22 protein-coding genes and 1 tRNA gene are annotated in these 20,516 nt (G+C 69.3%); 11 read left to right on the top strand and 12 right to left on the bottom strand.

Annotation, left to right across the window (positions count from 1 at the left end; genetic code table 11):
• Nucleotides 1–191: 191 nt before the first annotated feature.
• Nucleotides 192–1,412, bottom strand: a complete 1,221-nt coding sequence (locus IFT82_RS10075; protein WP_192126275.1) for an ABC transporter substrate-binding protein — start codon at nucleotides 1,410–1,412, stop codon at nucleotides 192–194.
• The gene (locus IFT82_RS10070; RefSeq protein ID WP_192126273.1) at nucleotides 1,409–1,990 is read right to left on the bottom strand and encodes an ANTAR domain-containing response regulator; all 582 of its coding nucleotides are present in this window, start codon (nucleotides 1,988–1,990) and stop codon (nucleotides 1,409–1,411) included. The genes IFT82_RS10075 and IFT82_RS10070 overlap by 4 nt, the downstream gene beginning before the upstream one ends.
• A gap of 138 nt (nucleotides 1,991–2,128) precedes the next feature.
• Between IFT82_RS10070 and IFT82_RS10065 the strand changes: the two genes are divergently transcribed.
• Nucleotides 2,129–3,202: an alpha/beta hydrolase fold domain-containing protein gene (locus IFT82_RS10065; protein ID WP_199860423.1), complete on the top strand. Its 1,074-nt coding sequence runs from the start codon at nucleotides 2,129–2,131 to the stop codon at nucleotides 3,200–3,202.
• A gap of 9 nt (nucleotides 3,203–3,211) precedes the next feature.
• Here IFT82_RS10065 and IFT82_RS10060 read toward each other — a convergent pair whose 3' ends face one another.
• The 4 genes from IFT82_RS10060 to IFT82_RS10045 are packed head-to-tail and all read right to left on the bottom strand — an operon-like array spanning nucleotide 3,212 to nucleotide 6,888.
• The gene (locus IFT82_RS10060; RefSeq protein ID WP_446740957.1) at nucleotides 3,212–4,057 is read right to left on the bottom strand and encodes an EAL domain-containing protein; all 846 of its coding nucleotides are present in this window, start codon (nucleotides 4,055–4,057) and stop codon (nucleotides 3,212–3,214) included.
• Entirely contained in the window at nucleotides 4,054–5,226 is a 1,173-nt protein-coding gene (locus tag IFT82_RS10055) for an AMP-binding protein (RefSeq protein ID WP_192126271.1), read from the bottom strand. The genes IFT82_RS10060 and IFT82_RS10055 overlap by 4 nt, the downstream gene beginning before the upstream one ends.
• Nucleotides 5,223–6,512, bottom strand: coding sequence for a sensor domain-containing diguanylate cyclase (locus IFT82_RS10050; protein ID WP_192126269.1), 1,290 nt, complete (start codon nucleotides 6,510–6,512; stop codon nucleotides 5,223–5,225). The genes IFT82_RS10055 and IFT82_RS10050 overlap by 4 nt, the downstream gene beginning before the upstream one ends.
• Nucleotides 6,513–6,519: 7 nt before the next feature.
• Nucleotides 6,520–6,888: a phosphonate transporter gene (locus tag IFT82_RS10045; protein ID WP_342355088.1), complete on the bottom strand. Its 369-nt coding sequence runs from the start codon at nucleotides 6,886–6,888 to the stop codon at nucleotides 6,520–6,522.
• A 191-nt stretch (nucleotides 6,889–7,079) separates the two neighbouring features.
• Between IFT82_RS10045 and IFT82_RS10040 the strand changes: the two genes are divergently transcribed.
• The 5 genes from IFT82_RS10040 to IFT82_RS10020 all read left to right on the top strand — a co-directional run bounded on the left by IFT82_RS10040 (nucleotide 7,080) and on the right by IFT82_RS10020 (nucleotide 9,851).
• Nucleotides 7,080–7,274 (top strand): hypothetical protein, encoded by a 195-nt coding sequence (locus tag IFT82_RS10040; RefSeq protein ID WP_192126267.1) that lies wholly within the window; start codon nucleotides 7,080–7,082, stop codon nucleotides 7,272–7,274.
• A 97-nt stretch (nucleotides 7,275–7,371) separates the two neighbouring features.
• On the top strand, nucleotides 7,372–7,692 hold the full coding sequence (locus tag IFT82_RS10035) for a hypothetical protein (RefSeq protein WP_342355087.1): 321 nt from the start codon (nucleotides 7,372–7,374) through the stop codon (nucleotides 7,690–7,692).
• A gap of 39 nt (nucleotides 7,693–7,731) precedes the next feature.
• A complete protein-coding gene (locus IFT82_RS10030) occupies nucleotides 7,732–8,097 on the top strand; it encodes a CsbD family protein (RefSeq protein WP_192126265.1) in 366 nt (121 codons plus the stop codon).
• Nucleotides 8,098–8,103: 6 nt separating this feature from the next.
• Nucleotides 8,104–9,624: a helix-turn-helix transcriptional regulator gene (locus IFT82_RS10025; protein ID WP_192126264.1), complete on the top strand. Its 1,521-nt coding sequence runs from the start codon at nucleotides 8,104–8,106 to the stop codon at nucleotides 9,622–9,624.
• Nucleotides 9,621–9,851, top strand: a complete 231-nt coding sequence (locus IFT82_RS10020) for a CsbD family protein (protein ID WP_192126436.1) — start codon at nucleotides 9,621–9,623, stop codon at nucleotides 9,849–9,851. Before IFT82_RS10025 ends, IFT82_RS10020 begins: the two co-directional genes overlap by 4 nt.
• 913 nt (nucleotides 9,852–10,764) lie before the next feature.
• Here IFT82_RS10020 and IFT82_RS10010 read toward each other — a convergent pair.
• From IFT82_RS10010 to IFT82_RS10000, 3 genes are all read right to left on the bottom strand, one after another.
• Nucleotides 10,765–11,900 (bottom strand): CaiB/BaiF CoA transferase family protein (locus IFT82_RS10010; protein ID WP_207105774.1); only part of this gene is annotated, 1,136 nt, incomplete at its 3' end.
• Nucleotides 11,897–13,093 carry an acyl-CoA dehydrogenase gene (locus IFT82_RS10005; RefSeq protein WP_192126258.1) on the bottom strand — a complete coding sequence of 399 codons (1,197 nt, stop codon included), beginning with the start codon at nucleotides 13,091–13,093 and terminating at the stop codon, nucleotides 11,897–11,899. The genes IFT82_RS10005 and IFT82_RS10010, both read right to left, overlap by 4 nt.
• A gap of 112 nt (nucleotides 13,094–13,205) precedes the next feature.
• Nucleotides 13,206–13,291: transfer RNA gene (locus IFT82_RS10000), tRNA-Tyr, on the bottom strand.
• Nucleotides 13,292–13,449: 158 nt separating this feature from the next.
• Between IFT82_RS10000 and IFT82_RS09995 the strand changes: the two genes are divergently transcribed.
• On the top strand, nucleotides 13,450–15,051 hold the full coding sequence (locus IFT82_RS09995) for a M20/M25/M40 family metallo-hydrolase (protein ID WP_192126395.1): 1,602 nt from the start codon (nucleotides 13,450–13,452) through the stop codon (nucleotides 15,049–15,051).
• Nucleotides 15,051–15,797: a 23S rRNA (guanosine(2251)-2'-O)-methyltransferase RlmB gene (gene rlmB, locus IFT82_RS09990; protein WP_192126256.1), complete on the top strand. Its 747-nt coding sequence runs from the start codon at nucleotides 15,051–15,053 to the stop codon at nucleotides 15,795–15,797. The genes IFT82_RS09995 and rlmB overlap by 1 nt, the downstream gene beginning before the upstream one ends.
• A gap of 233 nt (nucleotides 15,798–16,030) precedes the next feature.
• Here the strand turns inward: rlmB and ctrA are convergent, their stop codons facing one another.
• Nucleotides 16,031–16,732, bottom strand: coding sequence for a response regulator transcription factor CtrA (ctrA, locus tag IFT82_RS09985; protein WP_192126254.1), 702 nt, complete (start codon nucleotides 16,730–16,732; stop codon nucleotides 16,031–16,033).
• 293 nt (nucleotides 16,733–17,025) lie between these two features.
• The gene (locus IFT82_RS09980) at nucleotides 17,026–17,973 is read right to left on the bottom strand and encodes a LysR family transcriptional regulator (RefSeq protein ID WP_192126252.1); all 948 of its coding nucleotides are present in this window, start codon (nucleotides 17,971–17,973) and stop codon (nucleotides 17,026–17,028) included.
• On the opposite strand from IFT82_RS09980, the gene IFT82_RS09975 reads away from it, so the two are divergent.
• Genes IFT82_RS09975 through wrbA form a run of 3 tightly spaced genes read left to right on the top strand, consistent with a single transcriptional unit; the run spans nucleotide 17,972 to nucleotide 19,528 of the window.
• Nucleotides 17,972–18,166 carry a hypothetical protein gene (locus tag IFT82_RS09975; RefSeq protein ID WP_192126250.1) on the top strand — a complete coding sequence of 65 codons (195 nt, stop codon included), beginning with the start codon at nucleotides 17,972–17,974 and terminating at the stop codon, nucleotides 18,164–18,166. The genes IFT82_RS09980 and IFT82_RS09975 overlap by 2 nt on opposite strands.
• Nucleotides 18,167–18,170: 4 nt before the next feature.
• Entirely contained in the window at nucleotides 18,171–18,884 is a 714-nt protein-coding gene (locus IFT82_RS09970; protein ID WP_192126248.1) for a pirin family protein, read from the top strand.
• 41 nt (nucleotides 18,885–18,925) lie between these two features.
• The gene (gene wrbA, locus IFT82_RS09965) at nucleotides 18,926–19,528 is read left to right on the top strand and encodes an NAD(P)H:quinone oxidoreductase (RefSeq protein WP_192126247.1); all 603 of its coding nucleotides are present in this window, start codon (nucleotides 18,926–18,928) and stop codon (nucleotides 19,526–19,528) included.
• 207 nt (nucleotides 19,529–19,735) lie between these two features.
• Here the strand turns inward: wrbA and IFT82_RS09960 are convergent, their stop codons facing one another.
• Entirely contained in the window at nucleotides 19,736–20,473 is a 738-nt protein-coding gene (locus IFT82_RS09960; protein WP_192126245.1) for a M15 family metallopeptidase, read from the bottom strand.
• Nucleotides 20,474–20,516: the final 43 nt, after the last annotated feature.

Raw genomic sequence — 20,516 nt, 5'->3', positions numbered from 1 at the left:
CCATGAAATATGGGTGAGCCCAAGCAAAAAGCCGCCGTCCATCGCCAGCGGGTGCGGGCGAGCGGACAGCGGCTTTGCTGATCTGTGTGGAGGGGTGCGACGCCGACGCTGGCGCGTTCCCCGCTGGACGCGCATCCTCGCGCGTTGGACCGAAGCTGACCTAGTTCGGCGTTCTTCGCAAGTGCGAAAAATCAGAGTCCGGGGGAGTTTTCGCCGGTCGCGGCAAGATATCCCGCGATGTCAGATGGATCGAACACCGCGCCATCGAAGAAACGATCGGGGCCAAGCGTCAGGCTGCCCTTCGAGGAGCCGACCGGCAGCGATACGCCGATCGATCCCTCCACCTTCATGCTGGCGCCGGGCATCGGCTCGCCCGTTCCCGCCAGCGCGCGCCGATAGATATCGGAGCGGAAGACATCGGCGGCGCGGCGTTCGGTGTCCGGGCCGGCCTCGATCCAGCCCCACCGGACGAACTGCGAGTAGATCCACAGCGCCTGGCTGCGCCACGGGAAACCGGCCGCCTCGCGGTGGAAGATCATCGCATCCGGCGCATGCAGCGCCGGATCACCCTGTCGCGGCACCATCTGCCCGGCCAGCGCGGGCAGGATCAGCTCGGCCGGCTGGCCGAGATACGTGTCGCGCGCCAGCAGATCGGCCAGTTCGGCATGATGGGCGGGATCGTCGCACCAGGCCGCCGCCCGCGACAGCGCGAGGATCAGGCGATCGACGGTGTCGGGATTCGCCGCCAGCCAGTCCTCGCGGAAGGCCAGTACCTTTTCCACGCCGCGCTGCCAGATGCGCGAGCCGAGCGTGACCAGTTCAGCCAGCCCCGCCGCGATCGCCGCGCTGCCCCATGGTTCGCCCGCGATGAAGCCGTCGATCTCGCCCGATCGCATCGCCGCGACCATCAGCGACGGCGACAGGACGCGCAGCGTCACGTCGCGATCCGGATCGACCCCGGCGAAGTCGAGCCAGTAGCGCAGCATCAGCGCATGGCTGGAGAAGCGGTGGACCACGCCGATCACCGGTTTGCGCCGGTACAGCCCGATCGCGGTCGCGAAATCATGCGCCGTCGCCACCGGATCGCCGGCCCGCGCCATGACATCGGGGTCGAGCGCGGCGGCGAAGGTCGGTGACATGACCAGCGCGTTGCCGTTGACGTTGAGCTTGAACGGCGCGGCGATCGCGGCGGGATGCTGGCTCAGCCCCAGCGTGACCGCCAGCGCCAGCGGCGCCAGCATCTGCGCGGCCTGCACCTGCCCGAACACCAGCCGGTCCCGCACCGTGGCCCAGCTTTCCGCACGCACCAACGCCAGCGCGATATCATGGTCGGCTGCGAAGCCCTTTTCACGCGCGGCGACCAGCACCGCGCTGTCGGTCAGCGGCAGGAAGGCGATCGACAATGGCGTCACGACGACGGCCCCAGCAGGCTGCTGGCGGTGATGAGCGCCTCCGCCACGTCGACGATACGGCGGCCCTGATTCATCGCGGTCGTGCGCAGCAGCGAATAGGCGTCGGGTTCCGACAGGTTGCGGCTGCTCATCAGGATCGTCTTCGCCTTGTCGATGGTGCGCCGGTCGGCCAGCGCGGTCTTCGCCTCGTCCAGTTCCGCCTGCATCCGCGCGAAGGCGTTGAAACGCCGGATCGCAAGATCGAGGATCGGCTTCACGCGTTCCTTGCGCAGCCCGTCGACGACATAGGCGGACACCCCGGCATCGATCGCCGCGCCGATCATCACGTCGTCGGACCGGTCGACGAACATCGCGATCGGCTTGGCGAGCGCGCGGCTGACCACCAGCATCTCCTCCAGCGTGTCGCGGCTGGGATTGCCCAGGTCCATCAGCACCACGTCGGGCGCCATCCGTTCCAGCCGGGCGACGAACGCCCCCTGCGGCGCGACGATCTGGATATCGTCATACCCCGCCTCACGCAGTCCCTCTTCAAGCACCGTCGCGCGCAGTCCGCTGTCGTCGATGATCACGATTCGCAATGGCCCCGGCCCCCTGCGGGCATACGATCATTGCTGCGGCCGCGAACGTCAACCGCGATCGTCGTTCGGCGATGGTGGACAGGCCGGACGGCGCGGGCGATGCGTGTGGTTTGGTGACGGCCGTGACGGAGGATGGACATGCCCGACAATGATCGACCCGGCGGCCGTACGGCGCTGGATCGCCGCGTCTTTCTGGCGGGGGCCGCCATCGGCATGGTGGCCGGGCCGGCATGGGGCGCGGGCGGATGGTCGCGCGTCGACCTGGCGGGTGTCGACCCGGCGATGATCGACGACCTGTTGCTGGTCGACGACATGACGGTATCCGCCGCCAATCTCGACCGGTTCCGCCATCGCCCCGCCGCGCGTCATGCGCATCCCGCCGCGCCGCCGGCGGTGCCCGTCGCCGCGCCGGTGCCGCGCACGATCCCCGGCCTGCCCGGCCGGCCGGCGGTGCGCACCGTCCAGTTCGATGGCGACCCCGGCCGGCGGCGGCAGGGGCGCGGGGCGGTGGTGTGGATGCATGGCGGCGGCTACATCGCAGGGGCGGCGGGCATTCCCGTCGATCTGCGCGTCGCCGCGCGCGAGCATGGCTGGCTGGTCGTGTCGGTCGATTACCGGCTGGCACCGGAGGCGGTGTTCCCGGCCGCGCTCGACGACAATCTGGCGGCGCTGTGCTGGGTCCACGACCATGCCGACACGCTGGGCGTCGATCCCGCCCGGATCGCGATCGGCGGGGCGAGCGCGGGGGGCGGGCATGCCGCGATGCTGGCCTTCGCTGCGCGCGACCGCAGCGCCGTGAGGCCCGCGTGCCAGATACTGATCTATCCCATGCTGGACGACCGGACGGGCAGCAGCCGATCGGCGCGGCCGGGCACGGGGCAATTCATCTGGACCGCCGCGTCCAACCGGTTCGGCTGGTCGTCGCTGCTCGGGATGCCGGCGGGTGGGGCGCGGGTCCCGGTCGCAGCGGTGCCGGCGCGTCGACGCGATCTGGCGGGGCTGCCGCCCGCGTTCATCGGCGTCGGCACGCTCGACCTGTTCCTGGACGAGGACCTTGCCTATGCCGCCGCGCTGACGGCGGCGGGCGTGGCGGTGGACCTGCGGGTCGTGCCCGCCGCCTTCCATGCGTTCGATGGCGTCGCGCCGCAGGCCCCCGCCTCGCGGTCGTTCACCGCGCAGTGGATCGCGACGCTGGCCGCCGCGATCGGCTGAGCCCGCGCGTCAGCGATCATCGGACAGGGGCAGGGTGATCGGCGGCAGCGCTGCGGTCGCGGGGCGGGCCAGCGCATATCCCTGGCACAGGCGGATGCCGATCGCCGTCAGGGTGCGCAATTCCGCCGCCGTCTCGATCCCCTCGGCGATGCACCGGATGCCCAGTCCCTCCGCGATCCGGACCATGCCGGACACGATGGTGCGACGCGCGGCGGAGGCATCGATCCCCCGGATCAGCGCCATGTCGAGCTTCAGCATATCGGGTTGCAGGTCGGCGAGCAGCCCCAGTCCGGCATAGCCCGCCCCGACATCGTCGATCGCGGTGGTGAAGCCGCGCGTGCGATAGGCGGCCAGGATGCGTTGGACATGCGCCACGTCGCGCATCCGTTCGTTCTCGGTGAATTCGAACATCAGCCGGCCGGGATCGAAGCCCACGCGCCGCGCCGCCGCCAGAGATGCGCGGATGCAGGCATTGGGTTCGTACACCGCATTCGGCATGAAGTTGATCGACAGCTTCGTATCGCCCGCCGGATCGAACAGGCCGCCGGCCAGCTCGATCGCCTTCACCCGACACGCCTGATCGAACTTGTAGATCATGTCCGGGGCGACCCCGGCCAGCACCTCGCCGGCGGAACGACCGTCCAGCCCGCGCACCAGCGCCTCGTAGGCGAAGACGTCACCGGTTTCGATATCGACGATCGGCTGGAACGCCATCGTGATCGCGATGTTGAGCGGGGCACCGCTGCGGCATCCCCGGCACGCCTCCGCCATGCCGGAAGGCGCCATGCCGACGGGCGCGATCGTGACGGGTTTGGCGAGCGCGACATCGGCCGCGGTGATCGGGGAATGCATCATGCCCAGTCTCTCAGCTTGCCCATCTCGTTGCGCGGCAGGGCCGGGCCGAAGCGCAGGCTCTTGGGGTGTTCGGGTTCGGTCAGCCGGGTGGCGACGGCGTGGTCGATCCGCGACGACAGGCCGGCGGGATCGTGATCGTCGTGCGGCACGACGAACGCCTTCAACCGGCCGTTGCCGTGCAGTCGCACCGCCGCGTCGGCGACGCCGTCAACCTCGCGCAGCACCGCGGCGACCCGGTCGGGCCATACATTGTGACCGGCGACCTGCACCGCGCCGTCGCGTCGGCGAACCGGCCGGATGGCACGGTCGCCGACGCGTTCTATCTGGTCGGGCAGGGCGTGGACCCCGCCGTCACGGTCACCGAGCCGCCAGTCCTCGTCGCCATGCGGCAGCAACCGCCAGCGGGGCAGCAGATCATAGGCGGTCGTCGGCAGTTCGCGCAGTGCGATCCCGCTGGTTTCCGACGATCCGTAGATGTCGAGCAGTCGGGCCAGCCCCGCCGCCGGCAACGCCGCCGCCAGTCCGTCGCCAAGCGGCCCCGCCGAACTGACGCCGACGACATCGTCCGGGAACCGGCGGGTCAGGCGCAGGATCGCCTGCCACTGGTCGGGCACCGCGACGACCAGATCGCCGGCGGTCAGGCCCCGCGAGGTGCCGGCCGTGCGCACGACGACCGGCACGTCCAGCGCCGCCGGCAGCAGCGCCGTCCAGATGATGCCGTACAGGTGATGCGCGGGCACCAGCGCCACCACGCGTCGCCGGCCGGGGAAACACGTCGCCAGGAACGCCGCCTCGTCCAGCAGGTCGGCCATCGCGTGGTTGCAGGGTGCCGGGTTGCCGGTCGATCCCGACGTGCGGACCGTCATCCGGCCGTCGCCCGCGGCATGACCCAGCATGATCCAGTCGATCCAGCCGCCGACCAGGCATGGCGGATCGCCACCCAGCAGGCTGTCGTCGAGATCGAACGCCTCCGCCAGTGCCCCCAGCGCGCCCAGTTGCTCCATCGAATCGAGGCCGAGCCCGTCGTCGCCGATCGGTGTCGCATCGGGCCAGCCGTCCGCCGGCAGTGTCGGCAGGACGCCATCCTCGCGCAGACGGCGCAGTTCGGCGGCGACGACGGCACAGGCGATGCGGCGCACCGCTGTACGGGAAGGGGCAGCAGTCGTCACGCCGCGCGGGCCTCGGGCTGGTAGACCTGGTTCCGGCCGGCATGTTTGGCGGCGTAGAGCCGCTTGTCGGCCAGCGCGATCAGTGCGTCGATCGATCCGCCCGCCTCGTCCAGCGTGGCCCAGCCCAGGCTCGCGGTGGCGTTGAGCGGCCCGTGCGGGGTCGCGATCTCCAGCGCGGCGATCCCCTGGCGCATCTGTTCGGCCAGCGCGATCGCCTGCGCATGGTCGTGGCGCGGCAGCAGCGCGCCGAATTCCTCGCCGCCCAGCCGGGCGAAGATGCCCCGTGGCGGCAGCAGCGCGGTACAGGTCTCGGCGACCTGACGGAGCAGCACGTCGCCGACCGGGTGGCCATGGACGTCGTTCACCGCCTTGAAGTGATCGAGATCGAGGACGATCAGCGACAGCGACTGCCGCAGTTCCTGCCAGTTCGCCTGTTCGCGCTCCATCGTCTGCGCGAAGTGACGACGGTTGGCCGCGCCGGTCAGATGGTCGCAGGTCAGCAGGCGGCGCAGGTCGGCCGCCGCGGTTTCGTGGCGTGGAACGTCGCGCAGCACCACCGAGAAGCCGGACGGGGCGGGATCGTCCCCCTCCGACCGCGCGACGACGAGCCGCTGGCACCAGTAGCGCCCGCCATCGGCGCGGCTCTGCCACCCCTCCTGCAGGTGCCAGCCGTCGCGCGCGGCGATCTCCAGCTGTTCGCCCAGCCGCAGGTCGCCGCCGGCGGTGTCGGCGGTCAGGATGTCGGCGAGGTCGCGACCGATCACCGCCGCATGGTCGTGGCCGGTCTGCCGGGTGAAGCAGGGATCGACCGAGGCGATCCGGCCATCGGTCCTGATCGTCAGCGCGGCATAGTCGTTGATCCCGTCGAGCAGGGTCGCGAACCACGCATCCGCCTGACGCAGCCGTTCCTCCTGCACCACCTGCTGGCTGATATCCGTCAGCGTCACCATCAGGCGATCGACGCCCAGCTTCACGATCGTACACGCCAGCACCTTGGGCGCCCCCGCCTTGCGACCGGGGCCGAGGTCGACGAAGATGCGGTGACCATCGCAGACGCGCCCGGTGGCGGGGGCATGGGCGGCCACGATGCTGCGCAGTTCGGGGGCGTGGCGTTCCATCGCCGCGAACAGGTTGCCGGCATCGCGCGGCCCCGCCAGCGGCAGCAGGTGCTGCATCGCATGGGGGTTCATCATCCCGATATCGCCGGCGGCATCGCATTCGATCAGCCCGACGGGACAGGCATAGAGGAATTCGAGTAGCTGTTCCTCGCTCGACTTGTCGGTCATGACCGCCTCATCGTTCGATCAGGATATAGCGGCGCGGCATGCCGGCGATCGCCAGCAGCCGCAGCCGCACCTTGGTCGGGCGCATCCGCAAGGTCAGGACATAGGGGACGATCTCGTCCAGATCCGCCTCGTCCTCGAACCGCTGCGCGACCAGAAAGTTGTTCATGCACTGCGCGACGGCATCGAAGAAGGGGACGCCGACCACCGTCGTCGGATCGAGCCCGGACATCCGTGCCTCCGTCGCGTTATAGGTCTGGACGATCGTGTCCGCGCCGAATCCGACCACCCCGAACGGCAGGGCGTCGCGTTCCTCGACGGTCATCGTCTCCAGATCGCGCAGCGCGACCGTCTCGAACCCCGTTTCCACCACCAGCACCTTGGGCACTCCTTTATCGTCGGCCTCTGCCAAAGAACGGTTAAATGTCTGCTAAAATCGCGTCCCGGTCGAGCGTGGATGCCCCCGGCGCGGCGGCACGACATGGCTGCCCCGCCACTGGTGCGCTTGTACCACGGCGTTGGTGCATCTGGACGATATGGCTGGCCATGCCCGCATGGTAGCGATCGGCCATGGCCGACCAGTATGATCCCGATCCCGCCCCCCGCACCGGGCCGGACGAGCATGAATATCTGCTCAAGCGTGCGGGGGATCACGAACGGCTCGCCGGACAGACGCGGGATGCCGATGCCCGTGCGATCCATCTGCGCCTGCGCAAACTCTATCTGACACAGGCCGATCGTATCGATGTGGTACATCAAGACTAGCCGGATCGGCTAAAATACCAGGAACGGGCAACTTCCCGGGTGGTTGATACGCCCGAACCGGCCGCGACCAGCGGACGCGGTCGCGAGAGGAATTGCCGTGAAGACCATCATCGTCACCATCGCCGGCGCCTTGACGCTGGTCGCCTGTGCCGCACCGGCGACGCGGATTTCGACCGGTCTCCAGCGCTATGGCCTCGACGAACAGCGCGCCGATTGCGTCGGCACCCGTTTGCAGGGCGATCTCTCGCTCGGCCAGCTCCGGCAGCTCGGGCGCGCCGCGGCGGCTTACGGCAAGAACGATACCAGCCCCGGCGTCCTGACGGTCGGCGATCTGCTGCGGGTCGCCGGCGAACTCAGGGACCCGGCGATCCCGCTGGCGGTCGGCAAGGCCGCGGCCGGTTGCGGTGTCATGCCGTAACGGCGGCCCATTCCCATTCCCAACATGAAGGACAGAGCGATGAACAAGGACGAATTGCAGGGCGGTGCCCGCTATGTCGGCGGCAAGGTCGAGAAGTCGATCGGCGACGCCGTCGACAGCCGTGACTGGAAGGTCGACGGCATCGTCGATCAGGTCGCCGGGGCCGCGCAACATGGCTATGGCCGCGCCCGCTCGGTCGTGAACGACGCGATCGATACCGCGCCGTACCTGGCCGAGGATGCGCGCGAGCGGCTGACGGCGGCGGGCGAAAAGGTCGTCGATGCGGCCCGCAAGGGTGGCACGGCCGCCGTGCGCACCGTGGAGGATACGCCGCTGCTGTGGGCCGCCGCCGCCGCGCTGGTCGGATACGGCCTCGCCTGGCTGGTCCACGGGCGTCGCGACTGATCCGTCATGGCCGAGGCATTGTTCAAATCCCTGCGCGAGACCGCCGATCTGCGCCATCTGCGCCAGATCATCGCCGGTCTGGACGAGGGCGTGATCCTGATCGATCCCGACCAGAGTTTGCTCTGGGCGAACGATGCCGCGCTCGCCATGCACGGCGTCGGCGACATCGCCGATCTGGGCGCGACCGTGGACGAATACCGGGCGCGCTTCCAGTTGCGCTACCGCAACAACCACCGGGTCGAGGCGGACGAATACCCGATCGAACGCGTCGTCGCGGGGGACTCCTTCTCCGAGGTGGTGGTCGAGGTGACCGTCGCGGGCGAGGATGCGCCACGCTGGGTCCATCAGGTGCGCAGCCTCGTCCTCAACGATGCCGACAATGGCGAGCCGGCGTGCCTCGTCCTGATCATTCAGGACGTGTCCGCCCGGTTCGAGGCGGAGGACCGGTTCGAACAGTCGTTCAACGCCAATCCCGCGCCCGCGGTGATCTGCCGGTTGAGCGACCTCCGGTTCGTGAAGGTCAATCAGGGTTTCCTCGACATGACCGAGCGGCAGCGCGATCAGGTGTTGTGCAAGACCGTCTACGACATCGACGTGCTGCGCGATGCGGACCGCCGCGATCTGGCCAAGGCACGCCTGGCCGAGGGCAGGACGATCCCGCAGATGGAGGCGGAACTGGAACTGCCCGGCGGCGGTACCCGACTGGTGATCGTCGCGGGTCAGCCGATCGACATGGACGATCAGCCCTGCATGCTGTTCACCTTCGCCGATCTGGAACCCCGCCGGAAGGCCGAGGGCGCGCTGCGCCATAGCGAGGAGCGCTTCACCCGCACGTTCCAGCTGGCGCCGGTGCCGATGGCGATCGGGGCGCGCGACGGGCACCTGCTGTGCGAGGTCAATGCCAGCTTCACCCAGATGACCGGCTACAGCGCGACCGAGATCATCGGCCGGCCGCTGGGCGAGGTGGAGTTGTGGGAAAGCGACGCGATGCGTCGCCAGATCGAGGCGGCGATCGATGGCGGCCACGATCTGCGCGGCCGCGAAGCGCGCATCCACGGCAAGGACGGCGCCGCGATCGACTGCATCGTCTCGACCGAGGCGATCCGGCTGGGCGACGATGCCTGCGTGCTGTGGGCGTTTCAGGACATCACCCAGCGCAAGGCGACCGAGGTCGAGCTGGTCGAGGCGATCGAGGCGGTGATGAAGGATACGAGCTGGTTCAGCCGCACCGTCATGGACAAGCTGGCCCGGCTGCGGGCGCCGCAGATGGCGCCCGACGGCCCCGGGCTGGACGACCTGACCGCGCGCGAACGCGACGTGCTGGCGCTGATCTGCCGCGGCTGCGATGACAAGACGATCGCGCGCACCCTGGATGTCGCGGGCAATACCGTGCGCAACCACGTCGCGCGCATCTACGCCAAGATCGGCGTCAACCGCCGGATCGCCGCAGTGGCGTGGGCGCGCGCCCGCGGCTTCGACGGCGAAGGCGTCGCGATCGAGAAGCCGGTTCAGGAGACGGTGGCATGACGGCGCGACGGACAGGCGACGATGCCGCGGCGAAGGCGGCGGCGACCCGCGCGACCAAAGGCTCGGTCCACGAGGCGATCGGCAAGCTGATCGGCGACGACGCCGCGCGCGATCGCGGCACGGCCGAACGCAAGGCTGGAGTCGAGGGGGCCGGAGTTCAGAAATCCCCATCGAACGGGTCCGGGGCGGATGACGCCCCGACGACCGGGAAATCCCCGCGGCGCTGACCGCGGCGACCATCAGATTTCAACAGGAGTGATTATGACGACCCACGTTACTACCGGCCTTGCGTCGGCCGATGCCGCTTACCCCGGCAAGACGGCGACCCGCATCTCATGGGGTGCGATCTTCGCCGGCGTCGTCATCGCCGTCGCGGTCCAGCTGGTGCTGGGCATCCTGGGGGCCGGCATCGGCCTGACCATGGTCGATCCGGTCGAGGGCACGACGCCCGGCGCCACCGGGTTCGGCATCGGCGCCGGCATCTACTGGCTCATCACCACGGTGGTGGCGCTGGGGGCGGGCGGTTATGCCGCCGCGCGCGTCGCCGGGGTGCATGAGCGGTTCGACGCGCTCGTCCATGGTCTGGTCGTGTGGGGCGTCACGCTGATCCTGACGCTGTACCTGCTGACCTCGGCGGTCGGCGGTATCATCGGCGGCGCGTTCCGCACGGTGGGCGCGGTGGCCGGCGCGGCCGGTACCACGGTGGGCGCGGCGGCGCCCAAGGCGGCATCGCTCGCCGGGATCGACGAAACCGACGTGCGCAGCGAGGCCGCGGCCTATCTGTCGGATGCGCCGAACGATCCTGCGCAGATGACGCCTGAACAGGCGCAGAAGGAAATCGCGACCGAACTGCCCGCGCTCGCCCGTGGCGGCACCGATGGCCAGCAGGCCGAGGCCCGCATCGTCGACATCGTCGCCGCCCAGCGCAAGATCAGCCGTCCCGAGGCACAGGCCCAGGTGACGCGCGCCAAGCAGCGTTTCGTCCAGACCAAGAACGAGACGGTCGCGACCGCGAAGTCCGCCACCGACAAGGCGGCCGGTGCCGCGGCCGGTACCTCGTTCGTCCTGGTGCTGGCCTTGCTGATCGGGGCCGGTGCGGCCGGGGTCGGCGCCACCGCGGCGACGCGTCGCCGCCTGCGNAGATCGGGTGCGCCATCACCCAGATCGAGCCGGCTGCGCGAAAAGGCGATCGGGGTGCGCAGGCCGGGAACACCGCCCGGCGCGATCATCATCGCCCGCGCTGCCACCTGCGGATCGGCCAGCGCCTCCGCCACCGAGTTGATCGGGCCGCCGGGTATCCCCGCCCGGTCGAGCGCATCGATCAGCGTCGCCTTCGTCCAGCCACGCAGGGCCGTGCCGAGGCGGGCGCACAGCGTGTCGCGATGCGCGACGCGCCCGGCATTGTCGGCATAGGCGGGATCGGTCCCCAGCGACGGCATCCCCAGCACTGCGCACAGCGCCATGAACTGCCGGTCGTTGCCGCAGGCGATGATGACATGGCCGTCCGCCACCGCGAACACCTGATAGGGCACGATATTGGGGTGCGCGTTGCCCAGCCGGGTCGGGGTCGCGCCGCCGACCAGATGGTTCATCGCCTGATTGGCGAGCACGCCGATCCCGGTGTCGAGCAGCGACAGATCGACCTGCTGCCCCCGCCCGGACCGGTCGCGCTCGGCCAGCGCCGCCTGGATGCCGATCACGCCGTACAGCCCGGTCATGATGTCGATCCACGCGACCCCCACTTTCTGCGGCTCGCCGTCGGGATCGCCGGTCAGGTCCATGATCCCGCTCATGCCCTGGATCAGGAAATCATAGCCCGGCTGGTGCGCGCGCGGCCCGGTCTGCCCGAAGCCGGTGACCGAGGCATAGACGAGGCGGGGGTGGCGCCGCGCCAGCGTTTCGTAATCCAGCCCGAACCGGGCCAGCGCGCCGACCCGGAAATTTTCGACCAGCACGTCGGCGGTGTCGATCAGCGCCAGCAACCGGTCGCGCTGGCCGGGATCGGCGAAGTCGCAGGTCACCGATGTCTTGCCCCGGTTGGCGGCGTGGAAATAGGCGGCGACGGTTTCCCGCCCGCCATCGCCATCGTGATCGCCGTCATGACCGGGGGCATCGCGCGTCACGAACGGCGGCCCCCATCGCCGCGTATCGTCACCCTCCGGCGCCTCGACCTTGATGACCTCCGCGCCCAGATCGGCGAGCGTCTGGCCGATCCACGGGCCGGCGAGGATGCGGGCCAGCTCGATCACCCGCAGCCCGCGAAGCGGCGCGGTCATGCGAAGGCCGACAGGCCCGTGATCGCGCGACCCAGGATCAGCGCATGAACGTCGTGCGTGCCTTCATAGGTGTTCACCGTCTCCAGATTCACCAGATGCCGCATCACGCCATATTCGATCTGGATGCCGTTGCCGCCGTGCATGTCGCGCGAGGTGCGGGCGATATCCAGCGCCTTGCCGCAATTGTTGCGCTTGATGAGCGAGATCATGTCGGGCGAGAAGCTGCCGTCGTCCAGCATCCGGCCGACGCGCAGCGACGCCTGCAACCCCAGCGCGATCTCCGTCTCCATATCCGCCAGCTTCTTCTGGAACAGCTGCGTCGCCGCCAGCGGCCGGCCGAACTGATGCCGGTCGAGGCCATATTGGCGCGCGCGGTGGAAACAATCCTCCGCCGCGCCCATCACGCCCCACGAGATGCCGTAGCGCGCGCGGTTGAGGCAGCCGAACGGCCCGCTCATCCCCTCGACGCCGGGCAGCAGCGCATCCTCGCCGACCTCGACATCCTCCATCACGATCCCGCCCGTCACCGAGGCGCGCAGCGACAGTTTGCCGTCGATCTTGGGCGCGGACAGACCCGCCATGCCCTTTTCCAGCACGAAGCCGCGCACCTTGCCGCCATGCGCCTCCGACTTCGCCCAGACGACGAACACGTCGGCGATCGGCGCGTTGGAGATCCACGTCTTCGCGCCCGACAGGCGATAGCCGTCGGCGGTCTTCACCGCCTTCGTCCGCATGCCGCCGGGGTCGGAGCCGGCATCGGGCTCGGTCAGGCCGAAACAGCCGATCAGCTCGCCCCGCGCCAGACCGGGCAGGTACTTGTCGCGCTGCGCATCCGAGCCGTAGGCGTGGATCGGGAACATTACGAGGCTCGACTGCACCGACATCATCGAACGATAGCCGGAATCGACCCGCTCGATCTCCCGCGCGACGAGGCCGTAGGCGACATAGCCCGCATCCGCGCAGCCATAATCGGCGGGCAGCGTGACGCCGAGCAACCCGGCCTCGCCCATCTCGCGGAAGATCGCCGGATCGGTATGCTCGTCGAGATAGGCGCGATCGACGCGCGGGCGCAGTTTGTCTTGCGCGAAGGCGGCGGCGGTATCGCGGATCATCCGTTCCTCGTCGCTCAGTTGCGCATCGAGACGAAGCGGGTCGGCCCAGTCGAAGGCGGTTCCACGGGAATGGACGGACATAGGAAGACACCTGCGATCGAGAAGGACGATCGCTGTCGATACAGCGTCTTGCCCCGCGGGGAAACGCCGATGCCGGGTGATGTGCCTGGAAAATGACCGCCGGTCGGGGCGGTGGTGGACAGGGCTGGATTCGAACCAGCGTACGCTTGCACGGGCAGATTTACAGTCTGCTGCCTTTAACCACTCGGCCACCTGTCCAGATGAGCCGCCAACGGCGAGGCGGCTCCATGACGAAGCTGATCGGCCGTGTCAACGCTTGCACGCACGGTTTGCGGCGCATAGCAGGCGGGCCAGTCAGGAAATTCGTCAAAAGGGAGCCGGTAGTGCGTCGTCATCCGCTGTTTGCCGCGACCGTCATGGTCGCCGGGCCGCTCGCTCCCCTGCCGCTCGCCGCGCAGGCCGCCGCCGGCCACGACGCCGCGATCGCGCGGATCGTGGACCAGGGGATGAACCACAGCGAGGTCATGGCGACCGTGCAGGTGCTGACCGACCAGATCGGCCCGCGCCTGACCAACTCACCCGCCATGCGCCGGGCAGAGGCGTGGACCGGCGACCGGTTCGCCGCCTGGGGCCTGAAGAACGTCCACAAGGAAGGCTTTCCGTTCGGGCGCGGCTGGTCGATCGAGCGGTCGAGCGTGCGGATGGTGTCGCCCCGCCCGATCCAGCTGACCGCGATCCCGGTCGCCTGGACCCCCGCGACCGGGCCGACGCCACTGACCGCGCCGATCGTCGTCGCGCCCCTGCGGACCGAGCGCGACTTCGCGACATGGCGCGGCAAGCTGCGCGGCAAGATCGTGCTCGTCAGCCAGCCGACCCCGCCGCGCGATCCGGAGACGCCCGCGTTCCGCCGGCTGGGCGGGGAGGACATCGCCAAGCTCGACCGGTACGAACAGCCCGTCAACGATCCCGCCGCCGAGGCGAAGGAACTGCGCGACGCGCAATTCGAGGCGAAGCGCGACGCGTTCCTCGCCGCCGAGGGCGCGGTGGCGCAGGCGACGATGAGCTATCGCGACGGCAAGCTCGTCAGCGGCGAGGGATATCTGTTCGGCACCGGCGAAACGCCGAAACTGCCCGCCGTCCAGATCGCCGCCGAGGATTATCGCCGGCTGACGCGCCTCGCCAAGACGGGGCCCGCACCCGTGCTGGAGATCGTCAGCGACGTGCGCTTCGACGATGGCGACGCGCAGGCGTACAACGTCATCGCCGAGATTCCGGGCACCGACCCCAAGGCGGGCTATGTGATGGCTGGCGCGCATCTCGACAGCTGGGTGGCGGCCGATGGCGCCGCCGACAATGGCGCGGGCAGCGCGATGGTGATGGAGGCGGCGCGCATCCTGGCCGCGACGGGGGTGCGCCCGCGTCGCACGATCCGCTTCGTGCTGTGGGCGGGGGAGGAGCAGGGGCTGCTCGGCTCGATCGCCTATGTCGACCGTCACCTCGCCGCGCGCGGCAAGCCGGGCGAGTCGATGCCGACCGGGCTGTCCGCCTATTACACCTATGGTCAGCGCTGGCCGATCGTGCCGCGGGCCGGGTACCGGGACCTGACCGCCTATTTCAACATCGACAACGGATCGGGCAAGCTGCGCGGCCTGTATGCCGAGAATGGCGGACCGGCGACGGTATCGACGTTGCGGTCGTGGCTCGCGCCGTTCGCGTCGATGGGCGCGGATGCGGTGGTGGCGGGCCGGACCGACGGGACCGACCATGTGTTCATGCAGGCGATCGGCGTGCCCGCGTTCCAGTTCGTGCAGGACCCGCTCGACTATGGCAGCCGTATCCATCATAGCGCGATCGACACCTTCGATCACCTGAAGGCGCAGGACATGCGACAGGGATCGACGGTGCTGGCGGGCGTGCTGCTCGCCGCCGCCGATGCCGACAAGGCGCTACCCCGGCCGCCGCTGCCCACGCAGCCCGCGGTCACCGATCCCTTCGCCTACCCTGAGGATAACGACTGATGGCCCGCCGCGGACACCGCCCTTCCACCGGCACCGCCAACCGCCCCCGCCTGTGGGGTCGCCATGCGGTGACGGCGGCGCTCGCCAATCCCGACCGCACCGTGCGCAAGCTGTGGCTGACGCGCGAGGCGGCGGCGTTGCTGGAGGTGCCGCCGGTGATCCCGGTGACCTATGCCGATGTCGCCGATCTCGGCCGCCTCGTCCCCGCCGATGCGCCGCATCAGGGCGTGGTGGCGGAGGTCGATCCGCTGGAGGACATGTGGCTGGGCGACCTGCTGCATCTGGGGCAGGACGATCGCCGGCCGCTGGTGGTGCTGGATCAGGTGACCGACCCGCACAATGTCGGCGCGATCCTGCGCTCCGCGGCGGCGTTCGACGCGCTGGGCATCGTGACGCAGGACCGGCACGCGCCGCCCGAATCGGGCACGGTGGCGCGCGCCGCATCGGGCGCGCTGGAGACGGTGCCGTGGATCCGCGTCGTCAATCTGGCGCGCGCGCTGGAGGAGATCGCGGAGGCCGGGTTCTGGCGGATCGGCCTGACCGGCCACGCCACCCAGACGCTGTCGGAGGCGATGGGCACGCAGCGCATCTGCATCGTGCTGGGCGCCGAGGGCGAGGGGATGCGCCAGAACACCGAGGCGCATTGCGACCTGCTGGCGAAGCTGCCGATCTCGCCCAAGGTGGAGAGCCTGAACGTGTCCAACGCGGCGGCGATCGCGCTCTATGCGGTGGCGGCGCGGGGGTAGGGTTCCCGCTGTCGTTTACCGAACACTATCCCGTCGTCGTTGCCAGCGCAGCCCCGCCGTCATTGCGAGCGTAGCGAAGCAATCCAGGCCGCCCTGCGCGGGGCTCTGGATTGCTTCGCTACGCTCGCAATGACGGAGCGGGGCTTGGTGACGAACCGGGCTTGGTGACCGACCGGGGCTTGGTGACGGGACGGGCAGGGGCGGCGGCATCATCTCGCGCCGGCCCGGTCCCCTCACGCCACCTGCGTCGCGGCGACCTCTTCGGCTTCGCGCAGCACGTAGCCGCGGCCCCAGACGGTTTCGATGTAGTTGTCGCCGTCGCACGCCATGCTCAGCTTCTTGCGCAGCTTGCAGATGAAGACGTCGATGATCTTGAGTTCGGGTTCGTCCATGCCGCCATAGAGATGGTTCAGGAACATCTCCTTGGTCAGCGTGGTGCCCTTGCGGAGCGACAGCAGCTCCAGCATCGCATATTCCTTGCCGGTCAGGTGGACGCGGGCGCCATCGACCTCGACGGTCTTGGCATCCAGATTGACCGCCAGCTTGCCGGTGCGGATCACCGACTGCGAATGGCCCTTGGACCGGCGGACCACGGCATGGATGCGCGCGATCAGTTCCTCGCGGTGGAACGGCTTGGTCACGTAATCGTCCGCGCCGAACCCGAACGAGCGGACCTTGGAGTCCATCTCGTTGACGCCCGACAGGATCAGCACCGGCGTCGTCACGCGGGCGACGCGCAGTTTCTTCAGCACGTCGTAGCCGTGCATGTCGGGCAGGTTCAGGTCGAGCAGGATGATGTCGTAATCATACAGCTTGCCGAGATCCAGGCCCTCCTCACCGAGATCGGTGGTGTAGACGTTGAACCCCTCGGTATTCAGCATCAGTTCGATCGCCTTGGCGGTCGTCGGCTCGTCTTCGATCAGCAGCACGCGCATACAGGTATTCCCCAGCCGCGGGACCGCTCGTCGTCGAAGCGGCAGACCCGAATATTAACCACACAAGCAGTGAACGCAAAAGGTTAATCGACACTTAAATCGGTTGGTTTTTTTACACCCATTTACGGTTTTTCAACCGTGGCCGGTGTTTCGTGGCCGCAACGACTTTGCCCGGAGCCCTGCCCGGAAAGTCACGGTGGAAAGTCACGAAAGTCGCATCCTACACACCCTTTTGCGGCTGTACGCAGACGACGCGGACGCGGGGAGCGACGGCGTGCGGACGGGCGGCGGCATCAGGCATCCGCCGTATCTGCCAGATGACCGGACTGTAGGACAGCGGCGGGTTCGGTGCAGGGATCGCGCAGATGCCGGCTGAGAAAGGCGATCAGCGCCTCCACCCGTTGCGGGCGCAGCGGGCTGGGCGGGGTGAGCAGGTGCAGCCCGACCGGCGGCGGTGTCCAGTCCGGCAGGATCGCGACCAGCGCGCCGCTGGCCAGATGCGGCCCGACGATGAACCCCGGCAGCGCGGCGATGCCCAGCCCGGCGATCAGCGCGGGGAGCAGCGCGTCGCCGCTGTTGGCGGCGAGCGGTCCTTCGGGACGCACCGTCACCTCCGCGCCGTCCGGCCCGTGCAGCCGCCACGGACCGCTGATATTGGCATAGCGCATCAGGCGGTGACGGCCGAGTTCGCTGGCATGGCGCGGCTCGCCCGCGGCATGGAGATAGGCGGGGGCGGCGACGATATGCGTCGCGATCCCGCACAGCCGGCGGGCGCGCAGGCTGGAATCGGCGAGATCGCCGATCCGGAGCGCGACGTCGAACCCCTCCGCGACGATATCGACGCGCGCGTCGGACAGATGCAGGTCGATCTGGACGCCGGGGTGCAACGTCAGGAACCGCGCGACCAGCGGCGCGACATTGGCGACCCCGAAGCTCATCGGTACGGCGAAGCGGACGGTGCCGGCGGGCGAACTGGCGGCATCGCGCGCCGCTTCCTCGGCGGCGCGGGCCTCGGCGACGATGCGCTGGGCATGGTCCGCCAGCAGCCGCCCCGCCTCCGTCAGCGCCAGCCGGCGCGAGGTGCGGTGGAACAGCGACTGGCCGAGTTGCGCCTCCAGCCGCGACACCGCCTTCGACACGGTCGCCTTGGACAGGCCGATCCCGTCGGCGGCGGCGCTGAACGACCGGTGTTCGACCACGGCGGCGAAGATCGCCCATGCTTCCAGATCGGGCAGACGCATGACGGGGTTCCTGTATTGCCGTGGCTGTGTCGCCGTTTTGGCAGCGGGCGTCGATAGCAATTCGGCGATCGCGGCGCGTGTTCGGGCGGCGGGTGAACCTTGGTTAATCCAGCAAACGGAAACGATCGTTTTCTATCGTTTCCGTTTACGGCGTGATGCGATCGCCTATCTTGGGGGCAACCAAGGGAGTTAGCATCATGTCCGACACCATGACCAAGATCGATCGCCGCACCTTCGACAGCCTCGGCCATGCGAACCATGGCTGGCTGGATGCGCGGCACCACTTCTCGTTCGCCAGCTATCACGATCCCGACCGGATGGGCTGGGGCGCGATCCGGGTGTGGAACGACGATGTCATCGCCCCCAATTCGGGGTTTCCGCCGCATCCGCACCGCGACATGGAGATCATCACCTATGTCCGCACCGGCGCGATCACGCATCAGGATTCGCTGGGCAACACCGGCCGCACCGCGGCGGGCGACGTGCAGGTGATGAGCGCCGGATCGGGCGTCCGCCATGCCGAATACAATGTCGAGGAAGAGGCGACGACGCTGTTCCAGATCTGGGTCGAGCCCACCACCCGCGGCGGCGAGCCGAGCTGGGGCGCCCGCCCGTTCCCCAAGGACGAGCGGTCCGGCAAGCTGACCGTGCTGGCCAGCGGCTTCGCCGAGGACACCGACGCGCTGCGCATCCGGGCGGAGGCGCGCGTGCTGGCCGCGACGTTGCAGGCGGGGGAAAGCGTGACGCACACCGTCGGCGCAGGTCGCCACGCCTATCTGGTGCCCGCCACGGGTACGCTGACGATCGACGGCGAGACGGTGAACGCCCGCGACGGTGTGGCGTTGTCGGCGGGAACGGTGACGATCACCGCGACCGAGGCCGCCGAGATCGTCCTGGTCGACGCCGCCTGAGTTTACAGCTGCCTGACTTTCACCTGTCGAAGGAAATCATCATGACCAAGGTACTCGTGCTCTATTACTCGTCCTACGGCCATATCGAGCAGATGGCGGATGCCGTCGCCGAGGGCGCGCGTGCCGGCGGGGCCGAGGTGGACATCCGCCGCGTCGCCGAAACCGCGCCCCGGGCGGTGGTCGAGGCCGCGCACTTCAAGACCGACACCAAGCATGCCGAGATCGAGGGGCCGGACGCACTGGCGAATTACGACGCGATCATCGTCGGCGCGCCGACCCGGTACGGCCGGATGCCCAGCCAGATGGCGGCGTTCTGGGACACGACCGGTGGCCTGTGGTTCCAGGGCAAGCTGATCGGCAAGGTCGGCGGCGCGTTCACCTCCACTGCCAGCCAGCATGGCGGGCAGGAGACGACATTGTTCTCGATCATCACCAACCTGCTCCACCACGGCATGACGATCGTCGGGCTGGATTACGGGTTCGCCGGCCAGAACGGGCTGGACGAGGTGAAGGGCGGCACGCCTTACGGTGCGTCGACGCTGGCCGATGGCGACGGCTCGCGCCAGCCGAGCGCGGTGGAACTGGACGGCGCCCGCTATCAGGGCAAGCGCATCGCCGAAACGGCGGCGAAGCTGGCGGGGTGAGGCTTGCCACGCTCCTTTCCGGCAAGGGGGGGAGCGTGGTGAGTTTGCCGTAACGACGATTACGGGCCACTTCCCCGGCGGAGGCCGGGGTCCAGTCGGGTAACGGTGGCGGTCCATCGCCGGAGACGTGCCCACTGGACCCCGGCCTTCGCCGGGGAGGTATATAATGTTTGGCGGTGCGCGCCCCTTGAACGCTTCGCGCGCGGATCAGCGGCGGCGCTTCTTCTTCTTGTCCTTCACCGGCGGCGCGAGGACGGGGGGCGAAGGCTGCCCGGTCAGCACGATCCGCGGCGGCGGACGGATGCCGGGATCGGCGGGAAAGGCGGCGCGGGCGCGGGCGAACAGGAACCGCGCCTTCGCCGCGCCGGGGATCGACGCGGTCGTGCCGACCCAGCGCCAGTGCCATGGTTCCCACTTCACCCGCTGCGCATTGCCGGGCGGGAAGCTGAGTTCGAAGCCGAAGCGGGGACCGTTGGCGATCAGCCAGCGCGCCGGGGGCAGCGCCGCCATGCACGCCTCGATATCCGGGCAGCCGCCATGGGGGCGCACCGCGAAGTCGACCGCGAAGCCGGTGGTATGTTCGCTATGGCCGGGCGGCGCGACCGAGATCGCGCGCGATTCCGCATCCCCCTCGCCACCGGTGGCGAACACCGAGGACTGGCGCGCGATCGAGCGGTGGCACGACAGCGCGAGGATGCGACCCCCCGCCGCCGGATCGGCCGCGGCGGCGGCGATCAGTCGCTGGAGATCGGGCAGCATCTCGCGCCGGACGCGGCAGGCGCGGACCGCCAGGTCGGCGGGCACCGTCACCAGTTCGTCGGGCGCGACGTCGCCATAGGCGAAATGCCCGAGCACGCGGCCGTCGGACACGGGGCCTGGCGTGGAGCCTGGTGCGGGGCCGGGCGCGGGGGTGGCCATCGCCTGGGCAAGGAGAAACGCCAGCATCACCCTCACGCCTCTGGCATGTCGCGCCATAGGGTGGCAAGGA

The sequence above is a fragment of the Sphingomonas sp. CFBP 8760 genome, from assembly GCF_014841615.1.
Classification (GTDB): Bacteria; Pseudomonadota; Alphaproteobacteria; order Sphingomonadales; family Sphingomonadaceae; genus Sphingomonas.
Note: the sequence above shows the minus strand (reverse complement) of the source record. Positions and strands in the feature narration are given on the sequence as shown.